General features: G+C 50.3%; 12 protein-coding genes and 1 other RNA gene. All 13 read right to left on the bottom strand.

The features are described from left to right. Nucleotides 1–7 precede the first annotated feature (7 nt). Nucleotides 8–1,198: a lipoprotein-releasing ABC transporter permease subunit gene (locus tag B8880_RS03435; RefSeq protein ID WP_084256020.1), complete on the bottom strand. Its 1,191-nt coding sequence runs from the start codon at nucleotides 1,196–1,198 to the stop codon at nucleotides 8–10. Then, nucleotides 1,198–1,392 (bottom strand): hypothetical protein, encoded by a 195-nt coding sequence (locus tag B8880_RS03430; RefSeq protein WP_084256019.1) that lies wholly within the window; start codon nucleotides 1,390–1,392, stop codon nucleotides 1,198–1,200. Before B8880_RS03430 ends, B8880_RS03435 begins: the two co-directional genes overlap by 1 nt. Nucleotides 1,393–1,452: 60 nt before the next feature. Beyond that, nucleotides 1,453–2,397, bottom strand: coding sequence for a 2-hydroxyacid dehydrogenase (locus tag B8880_RS03425; RefSeq protein WP_084256018.1), 945 nt, complete (start codon nucleotides 2,395–2,397; stop codon nucleotides 1,453–1,455). Nucleotides 2,398–2,550: 153 nt separating this feature from the next. Then, on the bottom strand, nucleotides 2,551–3,360 hold the full coding sequence (locus tag B8880_RS03420) for a SirB1 family protein (RefSeq protein WP_159460711.1): 810 nt from the start codon (nucleotides 3,358–3,360) through the stop codon (nucleotides 2,551–2,553). 2 nt (nucleotides 3,361–3,362) lie between these two features. Then, on the bottom strand, nucleotides 3,363–4,253 hold the full coding sequence (prmC, locus tag B8880_RS03415; protein ID WP_084256047.1) for a peptide chain release factor N(5)-glutamine methyltransferase: 891 nt from the start codon (nucleotides 4,251–4,253) through the stop codon (nucleotides 3,363–3,365). 220 nt (nucleotides 4,254–4,473) lie between these two features. After that, entirely contained in the window at nucleotides 4,474–5,076 is a 603-nt protein-coding gene (locus B8880_RS03410) for an RDD family protein (protein ID WP_084256016.1), read from the bottom strand. 19 nt (nucleotides 5,077–5,095) lie between these two features. Beyond that, the gene (gene prfA, locus B8880_RS03405; RefSeq protein WP_084256015.1) at nucleotides 5,096–6,178 is read right to left on the bottom strand and encodes a peptide chain release factor 1; all 1,083 of its coding nucleotides are present in this window, start codon (nucleotides 6,176–6,178) and stop codon (nucleotides 5,096–5,098) included. Between the two features lie 93 nt (nucleotides 6,179–6,271). Then, entirely contained in the window at nucleotides 6,272–7,588 is a 1,317-nt protein-coding gene (gene hemA / locus B8880_RS03400; protein ID WP_084256014.1) for a glutamyl-tRNA reductase, read from the bottom strand. A gap of 195 nt (nucleotides 7,589–7,783) precedes the next feature. Next, nucleotides 7,784–9,229, bottom strand: a complete 1,446-nt coding sequence (locus tag B8880_RS03395) for an efflux transporter outer membrane subunit (RefSeq protein WP_084256013.1) — start codon at nucleotides 9,227–9,229, stop codon at nucleotides 7,784–7,786. Between the two features lie 38 nt (nucleotides 9,230–9,267). Beyond that, entirely contained in the window at nucleotides 9,268–10,392 is a 1,125-nt protein-coding gene (locus tag B8880_RS03390) for an ABC-2 transporter permease (protein WP_084256012.1), read from the bottom strand. Between the two features lies 1 nt (nucleotide 10,393). After that, nucleotides 10,394–13,156 (bottom strand): ribosome-associated ATPase/putative transporter RbbA, encoded by a 2,763-nt coding sequence (rbbA, locus tag B8880_RS03385; RefSeq protein WP_084256011.1) that lies wholly within the window; start codon nucleotides 13,154–13,156, stop codon nucleotides 10,394–10,396. Between the two features lie 27 nt (nucleotides 13,157–13,183). Further along, nucleotides 13,184–14,152 (bottom strand): HlyD family secretion protein, encoded by a 969-nt coding sequence (locus B8880_RS03380; protein WP_084256010.1) that lies wholly within the window; start codon nucleotides 14,150–14,152, stop codon nucleotides 13,184–13,186. A 196-nt stretch (nucleotides 14,153–14,348) separates the two neighbouring features. Then, an RNA gene (gene ffs, locus B8880_RS03375) (signal recognition particle sRNA small type) lies at nucleotides 14,349–14,441 on the bottom strand. Nucleotides 14,442–14,467: the final 26 nt, after the last annotated feature.

Raw genomic sequence — 14,467 nt, 5'->3', positions numbered from 1 at the left:
ATCTCGATTATTCATAACGTAAAGCATCGGCAGGCTCGATTTTTGCCGCCCGATAGGCTGGATACAAAGTAGAAAGCAGGGTTAAGATCAGCGTCGCCACCACGATTAGCGCCAATTGCGTGCCGTCAAACAGCACCGGCAGCTGCACGCCGCCGCTTGCAACCAAGGCGATAATACCGTTAATATTTTGCGCCGCCAGCAGCCCCAGACCGCAACCGACTAAAGTGCCGATCAGCCCGACCAATAAGCCCTGAAAAATAAAAATCTGCATGACTTGGCTTTTTTTCATGCCTTGCGTTTGCACAATCGCAATTTCGCCCTGTTTGTCCAGCACCATCAAGCTCAACGAGGTGACGATGTTGGCAATCGCCACCACGATAATCAAGCCGATCAGCAGTCCCATCATATTTTTTTCCATTGCCACCGCTTGGAAAAATTCGCCTTTCTGCTCGCGCCAGTCGCTGATTTTCCATTCGCTTGGCGGAAAATAGTCCGCCAGTTCGGTAATTTTAAACGGATCGTCAAGAAACAGCCGCACGCCCTGCACCTCGTTCGGCGCAATACGCAACAAACGCCCGACATCTTGGATATTGGCATAGACTTGGCGTTGATCGTTGTTCATGCCGCTATTGAGAATAGCGGAAACGGTAAACAAGCGCTGCACCGGCACGCGTCCGAACGGCGTATATTGGCTGTTCGCCGCCAACATCACCCGCACTTTGTCGCCGACGGTCACTTTCAGCTCCTGCGCCAGATCAGCGCTCAACAAAATATGGTAATCGCTGGGGGCTAAAATTTGCGTTAACGCTAAATTATCGCTAGCCAACATCGGATCATCCGACACATCGGAAATGCCGATAATCCGCGCTGCGCCAATGCCGGTTGCGCTTTGTAAAATCACATCGCTGGTGTTGATCCAAACCGCACTTTGCACAAATTCAGGCGGTGGCTGACTAAATTCAAAATCCGCCGGCAAATTGCCCTCTAGCGGTTGAATCACCGCATGCGGCAAGGTGCTGAGTACGTTTTCTTTTTGCTGTTGCTGTAAACCGTTCATCACCGACAGCACAATCACCAACGCCATCACGCCCAGCACAATACCGATGCTGCCAAGCCAAGTGACGATCCGCCCGAAACGATCCGCACTTTTAGATCGCCAATAGCGCCACGCAATAAACAGCGGTACATTGGTTGCCATTATTCCGCCTCTTTAAGTTTGGTTTTTAGGCGTTCAATCTCTTCCGTCATGCCGCCCTGCTCACGCTCAAGCGGTTGGCAAATCGCAAGGGCTTTGGTCAGATACGCTTTACCGCCGAAAGATTCTGCGTAAACTTCCGCCAAATGGAATTGCGCTGCGAGATCGTCCTGATTCGCTGCTTGCTGATACATCATCTTCTTTACCGTATAGGGCGGAAAACCCCGCCCCTGCTCTTTTCTATTTTTATGCTTCTTTTACTTCAACGTTGCCGCAAACTGCTCAATATTATCACGCACTTTGCCGACCAGAATTTCAACCGCAGAATCCGCCGCCCACGCGATATGCGGCGTCACCAGCAGATTTGGCAATACTTTTGCCGCTTCCATCACCACATTGCCTTTCTCCGGCGGCTCTTTGATCATCACATCAATCGCCGCACCGCCTAAATGACCGCTCTTTAACGCCGCCACCAAGGCATTTTCGTCCACCAACGGCCCGCGTCCAGTATTGATTAAAAACGCGCCTTTTTTCATTAACGCCAAGGTTTCTGCGTTGATTAAATTTTGCGTGGTCGGGGTGAGCGGACAATGCAGCGTCACGAAATCCGCTTGCGCCAGCACCTCATTAAACGGCGTATAACCGTCACGACAGGTGGTCGCATCTTTGTGCTCGGCATACAATACTTTCATGCCGACCACACTTGCCAAACGCCCCACTTCCGTGCCGAGATTGCCTTTGCCGAAAATGCCGATCACTGAATTGCGCACGTCGGTTAACGGATAATCAAAATAGCAGAACTGTTTGTTCTCCACCCAACGATCCGTCAGTTGATCGCGATACCAGCCCATTAAACTGTGTTTCAGCGCAAAAATCATGCCTAAAACGTGTTCCGGCACACATACCGACGAGTAGCCGGCAACGTTTTTGACGCTAATGCCCAGCGCTTTTGCCGCCTCTAAATCAACATTATTCGTACCGGTCGCGGTGACGGCAATCAGTTTTAACTGCGGCAACTGCTGCATAAGCGCTTTGTCAATCACCACTTTGTTGGTCACAGCAACATCGGCACCCTGCAAACGTTCAAGGGTTTGCTGCGGATCAGTTGCTTCGTAAGCCACCCATTCATGCTCGATATTCGGGCGCGGAATCGGAATGTGTTTCGGTAGGGAACTGCTGTCTAAATGGACGATTTTTAGCATAGGTCACTCGCTTCTCTTGGTTGAAATAATGTAGTTGAAATGGTGCCGTTTAAATAATGCGGCTTACATCACTTTTGCAATAACAATTTAATAACATTGAAATAACAAAAGGTTGTGATAAACAATATCACAACCGCACTTTGACCGATAGTGCTAATGAATCGAATATTCCTGCACCATCGCTCCGGTGAGTTGATCACGCAACAAATCGGAAGTCGGATCGTCCGGACAGTGTTCGACAAAATAGTCGAAATCCGCCAGCGCCGCATGAATACAATCCATGCTCGCCAACACCAAACCGCGATCACGGATTTCATACGGGTCGTTCGGTTGACGGCGCAAACACCACTCGATCAGACGCAATGCTTCACTGCCCCGCCCTTCGCGAATCAAGGCATTTTTGACACTTTGTACGAAACGCTCCTGCAAAATTTCGCCGTCCGCCGGTGCCAAATCCTCGCTATCGGGGGATAATCCGAAGCCGATATAGCCCTCGACCCATTTATCCAAGGTATCATGAAAGACATATTTTCCGTCCCACGGATTGATAAATGCCGTTTCATTGTCAACATCGGCACGCAAGAGTATTTGGGTCGGAAAATTGACCGGAAAGAGCGGTAAGCTCAGGCTCTCCGCCAAATACAGTACCAACGCGCTTAAAGTGCAGACGCTTCCGCTGTGTTCGTCCAACAAGCGATCGATCAACATCTTGTCCGCTTCGAAATGGTTATTCCGGTTGCAGTGAAAGCCCCATTCGCCGTAAACCAATTGTAGTAATTGGTGAATTTGCGCTTTCGGGCTCCGGGTATCGTCAATCGCCAAGCGCGCTTTGCGCACCATATGCCCCAATCTGCCCCAAACGCTACTGGTTTTCGGCGCATCGTTAATCACTTTGTAAACCTCGATCATTCTCACCATCAAGGCTTTTTGCAATGCCCGTTGTTCCGTCGTTAATCTCGCCATGGTCATTCTTCCTGTTTTGATAAAGCGCTGCGTGCCAAACTCACCCGTTCATTATCAGCGTAATCGCGAACGGTTTCAATCTGTTGCCAACCATATTTTTGGAATAAAGACCGCACTTTTTGTGCTTGCTGCCAGCCGTGTTCCAATAATAACCAACCTTGCGGCTTCAAATAGGCGGACGCGCGACCGATAATCCGTGCTAAATCCGCATAGCCGTTTTCTTCCGCTACCAGCGCCGAGTGCGGTTCAAAACGCACATCGCCCTGTAACAAATGGTGATCCGTCGGATCAATATAGGGCGGATTGCTGACAATCATATCAAAGTGCGGTATCGGCGCCAGTTGCTCAAACCAATCGCTGAGCAAAAAAGTGACGTTTTCAATACCGTTCAATTGTTGGTTTTCCTTTGCCAAATCGACCGCTTGCGGAATTTTATCCACCCCTGTCACATGAACGCTACAATCTTGTTTCACGGCAGAAAGCGTTTTTGCCAATGCCAATGCGATAGCGCCGGTTCCCGTGCCCAGATCCAGAATACGGTATTGTTTGACCGCACTTTGCCTAATCCGTTCACTGGCAAGCGCCAACGCTTTTTCCACCAGAATCTCGGTATCCGGACGCGGAATCAGGGTATGCGGCGACACCTTTAATTGCAACGACCAAAACGCTTTTTCGCCTAAAATGTATGCCATCGGCTCACCGTTGATACGCCGCTGTAAAAGTGCGGTCAAGCGTTGCCGTTGTTCAGGAGGCAATTCGGTTTCGCCGAATGCCATAATCGCAGCCCGATTGCGACCGCTGACGTGCTGCAATAATAACTGCGCATCCAGTTTCGCACTTTCGCTCGCTGCCAATTGTGCGCACGCAACTTCAAGCCATTGTTGATAAGTCATGCGTTTGTTTAAATCCATTTTATTTGGTTTAGCATAGGGTTTGTTGGTATTTGTTTATAATTTGCGCCATAAACTATTTTTCGCCGATACAAGACAAAAGTCGTGAAGTTTAGTCATTCTAAACGAGCGGCTTTTGACACTTTTTGACGCTTTTTGACGCTGTAGTAGCGAAGTAGTAGCGAAGTAGTGGCGAAAAAGAGTCATAGTCCGCGGATTGTATTTACACTCGAATCACTAAGGCACCCGTGGCACTGCTGCCAACAGTTTGAACGTATCTGGAACCTAACAAGCGAAACACGACACAAATAATCCCAATACCGCTGAAAATATAGAGTACGCTATCAATTAATTCACGCAACAAATACTTTCCGATAGGTAATTTTTGTAACGTATTCTCGTCAACTACTCTGATACCGAATAACTTTTTGCCGACTGATTGGGAAAAACATGCCATAAAGAAAAATTGGATTGAAAAATAGATGACCAATGCGTTGATACCAATTTCTGAGTCTGGCAAAATTTGGTTTAAGCCGATCACTATCGCAATGTAAATCAAAAGATTCGTCGTCACTGCCAATAATCTGTTAACCCCTTTGGCAACATAGCGGTAATGATCTATATCCGCCGTATGGCTTGTAACTGTTGCTGAAACTGCGTTAGCGGCAGTATCTGCAACGGTTGCAGAAACAGCGGTTGCAACAGTCGTTGAAACAACCGCTGAAGGCGTCGATAAAGCAGAAGAACCAGAAAATTCGTTGCCTAAAGACAACTCTTTCGGATCTTTTTTGCTTTTTGTGCTTTTTTTGGGATTTTCAACTAGCATTTTTTTACCAAAATAACGGCTAACCTTGTTCCGACAACGCCGCCAGTTGGTCGGCTTGGTATTCGGTGATAATCGGTTGGATTAATTCTTCCATTTTGCCGTTCATCACTTCGTCCAAACGGTACAACGTCAGGTTGATACGGTGATCCGTCACCCGCCCTTGCGGATAGTTATAAGTACGGATTTTGTCGGAACGGTCGCCGCTGCCGAGCAAATCACGGCGCGTGCTGGAGACTTCCGCCGCACGCCGTTCCTCTTCCGCTTTCACAATCCGCGCCGCCAGCACCGACATCGCTTTGGCTTTGTTTTTATGTTGCGAACGTTCGTCCTGACACTCGACCACAATGCCGGTTGGCAAGTGGGTGATCCGCACCGCGGAATCGGTGGTGTTAACGTGCTGTCCGCCCGCACCGGAAGAGCGGTAGGTATCAATTTTCAGATCAGACGGATTGATCTCCGGCAATTCCGATTCCGGCAATTCCGGCATCACTGCAACGGTGCAAGCGGAAGTGTGAATCCGCCCTTGCGATTCGGTTTTCGGCACGCGCTGCACCCGATGTCCGCCCGATTCGAATTTCAGTTGTCCGTAAACACCGTCGCCGCTGACTTTCATGATGATCTCTTTATAACCGCCCTGCTCGCTTTCGTTGGCACTCATCACTTCCACCCGCCAGCGTTTAAGTTCGGCATAACGGCTGTACATTCTGAACAGATCGCCGCTGAAAATGCCCGCTTCATCGCCGCCGGTGCCAGCGCGGATCTCCAAGAAGCAGTTGTATTCATCGTTCGGATCTTTCGGTAATAACAGCACTTGCAGTTGTTGTTCAACCTGTTCGATTTCGCCGCGCGACTCTTCGATCTCTTCCATCGCCATCTCGCGCATACTCGGATCGTCGAGCAGCATTTGCGCTTCTTCCAAATTGCTTTGCAACTTGTTCCAACGGCTGAAACACTGCACCACATCTTCCAGTTGCGCATACTCTTTGGAATAGGCACGGAATTTGTCTTGATCGTTAATCACGCTCGGATCGCCCAGCAGGGCTTGCAGTTCCTCGTAGCGCTCTTGTAAATTTTCCAATTTGCTAATAATGGACGGTTTCATTGGATTTCCTAAACTGTGTAAAAATTTGGGCTATTTTAGCCGAAATAAAAAAGAAATGCTGATCAAAATCAGTCAATTGAAACAGGAAAACGGCTAATTTTCGTGTTCTGCGGCGGCATCGACGATGCCAAGTGCGGTTGAAAAGTGCTGCAAACCCTCGCTATCACCGGATTTCACCAAACCTTGAATCGCTTGGGTCGGTGCGTGCAACAAGCGGTTGGTGAGCTTGTAACTCAACTCCTGCAACACTTTTTCCTGATCTTGCCCCTGCTGAAGTGCGCTCAGGGCTCTGCTTAACAACGCTTGCCGTGTTTCTTCCGCTTGATTGCGGTATTTACGGATCAAATTCGATGACTGGTGCAATTTCAACCAATGGAAAAAATCTTGGCTCTCTTGCTGAATAATTTGTTCCGCCTGTTCGGAAGCTTTTTGCCGTTGCGCCAGATTATGCTGAATAATGTGTTGCAAGTCGTCCACGCTGTAATGATATACCGCGTCAACCTCCGTGACTTGTTCTTCCACATCGCGCGGCACGGCAATATCAATAATCAACATCGAGCGGTATTTGCGCTGTTTTTGCGCCTGTTTCACCATTTCCGCCGTAATCAGCGGCTGTTCGCTGGCGGTCGAGGTGATCACAATATCGGCACGATTCAACCCTTGCTGCAACTGCTCCAGCGGCAACAGTTCCATTGCGCCGACCCGTTCGCTCAATTCTTGCGCACGGCTCAACGTGCGGTTGGCGATAATAATCTTTTCCGCTCCTTGTTGGAACAAGTAACGGCTGACCAACTCGATGGTTTCGCCTGCACCGACCAGTAAAATCGTCAGCGGTTGCAGCGAGTCGAAAATCTGTTTCGCCAGACTGGTCGCCGCATACGCCACCGAAACCGCACTTCCGCCGATGTCGGTTTCGCTACGCACCCGTTTGGCGGTGGCAAAGGTTTTTTGGAATAAACGTGAAAATTCGCCGCTGAGGTTTTGCCGATAGACGCTTTCGCTGGCTTGATAGGCTTGTTTCACCTGCCCCAAAATTTGCGGTTCGCCCAAAATCAGCGAATCCAAACCACAGGCAACGCGCATTAAATGGCGGGTGGCGGCAGAATTTTGCGCCAGATAGAGATTGTCACGCACTTGATCCGCACTCAGCCCGTGAAACTGCACAAACCACTGGATAATCTGCTCCAACCATTGCTGGTTTTGCGCACTCTCCTCTTGCGGCGAGATGTGGCGGTTATGCAAATATAACTCGGTACGGTTACAAGTGGACAGCACCACCGCACTTTCCGCCAAATCCGCCTGCTGAATCTGCTGCAACGCCGACAGCCGCTTTTCATCACTGAAAGCGACCTTTTCGCGCAGCTCGACCGGTGCGGTTTTGTGGTTAATGCCAAGTGCCAATATTGCCATAACGGAAACAGCCTACCTATTTCGGGTAGGTTTTTTATAAATCCTTTATTCATAAAAGAAAATCGTCGTCATAATAACAATGATCAGGACGACGAAAAGAGACTGGCATTTTAATAAATTGTTATAGATTGAGCAAACCGAATCGAAGGTTATTTTGATTCAGCCCCGATTTTTTATCTATTATTGCAATAGTTTTTACTGCGACGACGCTTCGGCTTGCCAACCGCCGCCAATCGCTTTGTACAGATTTAACAGGTTTTGTCCGGCGGCCAACCGCACTTTCAGCAGATTTTGCTGATAATCCAATGCGTCCAAACGCGCCCGCAAAGCAACGTCCAGAGTTTTATCGCCGTAACGGAACAATTTTTCCGAATCCTGTGCTTGCCGTGCGGCTTTTTGCTGTGCGTTGCTTAACCAGCGCAGCTGGTTTGTTAAGGCAAACTGTGCCTGATAACTGCTGTCCACTTCGGCTAATGCCTGCAAAATAGACTGATCATATTGCAAAAGTGCGGTCTGCAAACGCGCGTCCGCCGCCTGAATATTGGCGTCGATCCGTCCGGCGGTGAAAATCGGCAGCTGTACGCCGACACTGCCCAAGCCGCCCCACCCTTTCAACGCCGGCAAGTCGCCGTCCAGCTCGATCCGTCCGGTTTGCCATAAAAACTGAATATCAAAACGCGGCAGCAGATCCGCTTTGGCACTGGCAAGTTTGGCGGCATACGCCTGTACCGCGGCGGCATTGGCACGAATATCCGGTCGTTGCGCTAACAGACTGCCGGGTTGCTGCCCTTGCGGCGGTTGCGGCAAACGTTGTAGCAGATTGGCTTGCTGCATTTGCTTGATATCGAGTTTAAAGCCTTGCGGCACTTGCCCGATCAGCACCGCAATACTGCGTTGATACGCCTCGAACTGTGCCGGCAATCCGGCTTGTTGTGCCTTTAATGCGTCAATTTTAGCGTTGATTTCGTTCACTTCGTAAGCATTGACTTGCCCCGCCTCGAAACGTCCGCCGATATAACGCTGCAACTGCTGCAGAGTGGTTAAAGTGCGGTTGAGAATCTGCTGCTGTTGCAACACACTTTGGGCACGCAAATAGTGATCGGCAATTTCACTGGCAACCAGCATTTGCGTACCGTAAACCCGTTCTTGTGCGCCCAATTCGGCATATTTGGCGGCATCGGCATCACTGCGTTTTTGTCCGAAAATATCCGGTTCCCAAGAGGCGGCTACACCGCCTAGCACGGCATGACCTTTGGCAGAGAGATCGCTCCCCAACAACTGGCGGGCTGTCGGCGAAAGATTGTTGTCGATTTCCGTGCGCTGTCCGCCCAAAGTGCCGCTCGCGCCTACTTGCGGTGCTAATTCCGCCCCCGCTAATGCCGAGATCGCCCGCGCTTCCTGCAAGCGGCTCTGCGCCATCGCCAAATCAAAATTTTGCTGCAATCCGCGTTCAATCAAGGCACTTAATTGCGGATCACGCCATTGCTGCCACCAGCGGCTGATTTGTTGGCTGCCTTGCGCCGCGGCGGTCTGTTGATATTGCGTCGGGAGATCGATTTTAGAATCCAACGCCACCTGCGTACTGCTGCAGGCGGTTAAAACCAGCGGAAGTGCGGTCAATATCCAATAACGCGTTTGCATAATCTGATCCTTATCATTATTTATCCGCTGATTACCGATTAGTTTTGTCTTGCCAACATCGAGCGGAAACGCACAATCGCCAGCGTGACAAAGCCGGCGCCCATCACCGCCATAATCAGCAACCGATGCCAAACCGTTTCCCAGCCGGCACCACGAAACAACACGTCCTGACTGATCGCCACAAATTGGGTCAACGGCGAAAACAACATGATGTTTTGCACCAGCGGCGGCATACTTTCAAACGGCGACGTGCCGCCGGAAAGCAGGTAAAGCACAATATAAACCGGCAGGCACAGCAGGCTGAATTGCGGCATGGTCGGTGCCTGAGTCGCCAAAAAAAGCCCTAATCCCGCCACCGAAAACAGGTAAACCGCCTCGCTAAAGGCAAACAACCAAAGCGAACCGTTAATCGGCGCGCCGATGAGTTTATGCACCACAAAATAGAGCGACAACATCGCCGCCACCAAAATCACCAGACTATTCGCCAAAATTTTGGAAAACGCAATTTCACTGGCGGACACCGGCATCACCAGCAAATGTTCAATCGTGCCGTGTTCGCGCTCGCGAATCACCGCCGCGCCGACCAAAATCAGCGCCAGCAAACTGGAATTGCCGGTGATTTGCGTGGTCGGCATAAACCATTCGGTCAATAAATTGCTGTTGAACAACACATTAATCACCGGTTCGAACGGCATAAACTGTTCGCCGTCGGCAACTCCCAAAAATTGGTTGATTTGGCGGTTGAGAATCTGATTCAGATAATTCGCCCCCACGCCGGCCTGCGTCATCGCCGTTGCGTCCACCAACAGTTGCAATTGCGGCTGCTTGCCTGCCAATAAATCGGCGGCAAAATTCGGCGGAACGGTGATCACGAAAATATAGTCGCCGCTATCCATGCTCGAATCGATTTGATCAGCGTTGATCTCCACAACCCGCTTAAAATAAGGCGGCAAAATCGCATCGCGCAACTGGTAAGAAAGCGCCGAGTGATCTTGGTCGAACACCGCCACCGAGGCGTTTTTCACTTCGGTGGTCACGCTTTTACCGATCGAATAAATGGTAAAGGTGAACATAATCACCACCAGCCCGATCAAGGTGACATCGCTGAATAGGCTGCGCAGCTCTTTAATCGACAAATAATAGACGTTTTTTAACCATTGCATACTATTTCTCCTGCTTTTTCAGCAACAAACTGGCGATGGAGAGGTAGGCGACAAAAAACAGCAGCAGCACCGCGTAAAAATGGACAAAACTGGCAAATCCCAACCCTTTGGTAAACGCACCGAGGCTGATCAGGTTGTACCAACTGGTCGGGAAACTCCAACCGATCCAGTAACCGGCACCGACCAACGTGGACATCGGATACAGAAAGCCGGAAAAACTGACTGCCGGAACCATGCTGATAATCGCCGAGCCGAAAATCGCGGCAACCTGCGATTGGACAAAGGCGGAAATCAACAACCCGAATGCGGTGGAAGCCAATATCAGCCCCAAAGCACCGAGCGTCATCGCCCAAAAAGAGCCTTTCAACGGTACGCCGACCACGACCACCGTGAGAAAAATCAGCACCAGATAGCTGAGCAACGACAGCGCGACATAAGGCAGCTGCTTGCCCAGCAGGTATTGACCGACCGACGCCGGCGAGGCATATAGATTGGTGATCGAGCCGATCTCTTTTTCGCGCACCACGCCAAGTGCGGTCATCATCGCCGGAATCATCATCAACGTCAGCATAATCAAGCCCGGCGAGATCGCATTCACACTGTTAAACGCTTGATTATACATAAACCGCACTTCCAATTGATAGGCAGAATCCAGCCCGATGCCTTGCTGACGATAGAGTTGCTGCACATGCTGCAACAAAATGCCTTGGCTATAGCCGACAATATTTTCACCGCTAAACGGCATTGATCCGTCCACATACAGCGCCAGTTGCGGCTTGCGTTGCTGCAATAAATCCCGCCCGAAATCCGGCGGAATTTCAATCGCCAGACGCACCTGTCCGCCCTTAAGCAGGGTGGAAAGCCGTTGTTGATTGGGCGCTTGCTCCAGCAATTCGAAATAGTCGGAAGCCGAGAACTGTTCGATTAACCGGCGGCTTTGGTAGCTGTTGTCCTGATCCCAAACCGCAAATTTCAGATTGGCAACATCGAACGAAATGCCCCAACTGCCTGCCAACAGCAAAACTACCGGCCCGAATACCGCAAAGAGCAAGCGAATCCGATCACGCAGCAGCTCTTTGCCTTCACGCACGGCAAAGGTCCAAATAATGTTAAACCAATAGCGCAAGCCGAACGACAGTTGCAGTTCATCGGCGGCAATATCGGCTTGCGGCGCGGCTTCGCGTTCTTCGGCAGTCACCGCACTTTCGGCTTGTTGCCGCTGCTCCTCTTGCTCTTCCAAAAACAAGATAAAGGCTTCTTCCAGCGTGGCGGCATTTTTTTGTTGCTGCAATGCTTGCGGCGTGCCGACCCCAAGCACTTTGCCGCGATCCATAAACGAAATCCGATCGCAGCGCTGGGCTTCGTTCATAAAATGAGTGGAAACAAAAATGGTAATCCGATCTTGACGCGACAATTGCAGTAAATATTGCCAAAACATATCGCGCGCCGCCGGATCAACGCCGGAAGTCGGTTCGTCCAGAATCAGCACTTCGGGGTGGTGTAAACAGGCGGCGGCAAGTTGCAGGCGCTGGCGAACCCCGAGTGAAAGTGCGGTCGGCTTACTTTGCGCCACCTCTGTCAGTTCAAATTGGCGCAAGGCTTGTTCAACCGCTTGTTGCCCCTGTTCGCCTTCCAGTTGGTATAATTTGGCGTGCAACACTAAATTTTGGCGGACGCTTAACTCCTCATACAAGGAAAACGATTGCGACATATAGCCCACCCGTTTACGGGTCGCCATATCACCGGCGTCAACGCTTTTCCCCAGCAATTTGGCACTGCCCGACGTTGCGTCCAGCAAGCCGGTCAACATCTTCATGGTGGTGCTTTTGCCACAGCCGTTCGAGCCCAAAAAACCAAAAATCTCGCCTTTGGGAATGCTGAAATTCACGTTATCGACGGCGGTAAAATCGCCGAATTTTTTGCTTAAGTTCGTTGCTTCGATTGCCGGCGGCGCATCGGCTTCGGCTTCGAATGCCGGAATTTGCGTGTCGTCCCAATCGGTCTGTTTTTCTTTGGGCAATAATCGGATATAAGCCTGTTCCAGTGTTGCACAACCGCTTTGCCGCAACACTTCCTTGGTCGGTTTATTCACCAATACTTTACCGGCGTCCATCGCCAGCAAATATTCGAATTGCTCGGCTTCATCAATATACGCCGTTGCCACGATCACTGTCATTTGCGGATTTTCTTGCCGCAGTTCATTGACCAAACGCCAGAACTGACGGCGCGACAACGGATCGACGCCGGTGGTCGGTTCGTCCAGAATCAACAGTTGCGGATTATGCACCAGTGCGCAACACAAGCTGAGTTTTTGCTTCATGCCGCCGGACAGTTTTCCCGCCGCCCGCTCACGGAACGGCATCAGACCGGTTGCTTGCAACAAACGGCGGATTCGCTGCTTGCGCTGTGTCCTGTTCAATCCGAATAAACGGGCGTGAAAATCAATATTTTCATTAATGGATAAAGTAGGATAAAGATTTTTGCCTAAACCTTGCGGCATAAATGCCACTTTAGTGGAGAGCTTCTGCCGTTGCTGCAGATCAGCTTGATCCAACCCCAAGACCTCGACCGTGCCCTGCTGAATGACTTTAACGCCGGCAATCAATGACAGTAACGTTGATTTACCCACCCCGTCAGGGCCAATTAAACCAATGGTTTTTCCGCGCGGCAAACTGAACGAGACATTATCTAACGCTTGTAACTTTTTATAGTGATGTGAAACCTGTTTTAGTGTTATCGCTTGAGCTTGAGAGTCTGTCGGCATAATCCCCTTCCTCTTCGCTACCAAGAGTTATTGCGGAAATTTGGGCTGTAATTCGTCAGGCCATTGCGCGCTACCGTCGGTTAAAACATAACCGTTACCGGTCATTCCTCCCCGCAAATAGGCAGAATATTGCCGTGCGATCGGCGGTGGAATTTGTAATTTGACTTTGAACACCAGTTTTTCGCGCTCTGCCTGAGTTTCAACATATTTCGGGGTAAACTGGGCGTCGGCGGCAATATAGGTTACAGTTGCCGGAAACACAAAATCACTGCCGTCCAATACGATTCGTGCTTCGCTGTTCAAGGCGATTTTGTTGACTGTCGGCGCCGGAAAAAACAAATTCATGCTGACATCGTCCAAATTCAGCAGGCTGACCACCTTGCCGCCGGCCGGAATCACGTTGCCGACCTCGGCGATTTTATATTCCACCCGTCCGGCTTGCGGCGCCCGCACCGTCATATCCTGATCGACCGAACCGACCTGTGCCACTTGGGCCTTTGCCTGTTGTACCGCCGCTTCGGCTTCCCGTTTTGCCGCGCGCACCGCCTGCAACGCCGCATTTGCCGCCTCACGTTCTGCCTGACGTTTTTCCAATTCCGACTGCGAAATCAAGTTGCCACGTCGCATTTTTTGCGCATTTTGCAGATCCATTTCCGCCACTTTCAGCTGCTGTTGCTGGGCTTCGATTTGTGCCTGTGCCCGTATCACCGCTTGTTCCGCTTGCGCCTGCTGTGCTTGCGCCGCACTCAGCTGCGCTTGCGTCGTGGTTGAGGATAACACCGCCAACAAAGCCTCTTTTTCAACCATTTGCCCTTCGTTCACCGCAATCGTTTCCACCCGCCCTGCGTACAAACTGGCGATATCCATTCGCGCCAACTCTAAACGACCGTTAATGTGCGCAATATACGGATAATCCGATTGCGAATTTTGTTGGCTAAACCAGACCGCCCCGCCAATCAGCGCGGCAACAGGTAAAATAAAAAGCAATTTTTTCATACTGAACTCCACCGATTGAAGACGTATTAAGCATTGTTCGCCGGATTTAAATCACAAAAAGCCTGGGGAATGATAACGTAAGTGACTTTGATTATAGGCTTATCAGCTTAAAGATCAAGCAAGGGAGAAAATTCAGCCAAGATAAAACAGGGATTAATTATCTGAAATTAGAAAGGAAAAATCGGGTGGACTCCCTCCCAGCTTGATCTCGGCACACGAAAATTTGACTTGGGCTGCTTTCTTCCGAACCTGACCCGGTGAACCAAACACCGTTGCGAGGAACCAAGAGGGAATCCATAGGATTGACGGCGAAAC

This window comes from Pasteurella testudinis DSM 23072 (genome assembly GCF_900176075.1).
Taxonomy (GTDB): Bacteria; Pseudomonadota; Gammaproteobacteria; order Enterobacterales; family Pasteurellaceae; genus Chelonobacter; species Chelonobacter testudinis.
Note: the sequence above shows the minus strand (reverse complement) of the source record. Positions and strands in the feature narration are given on the sequence as shown.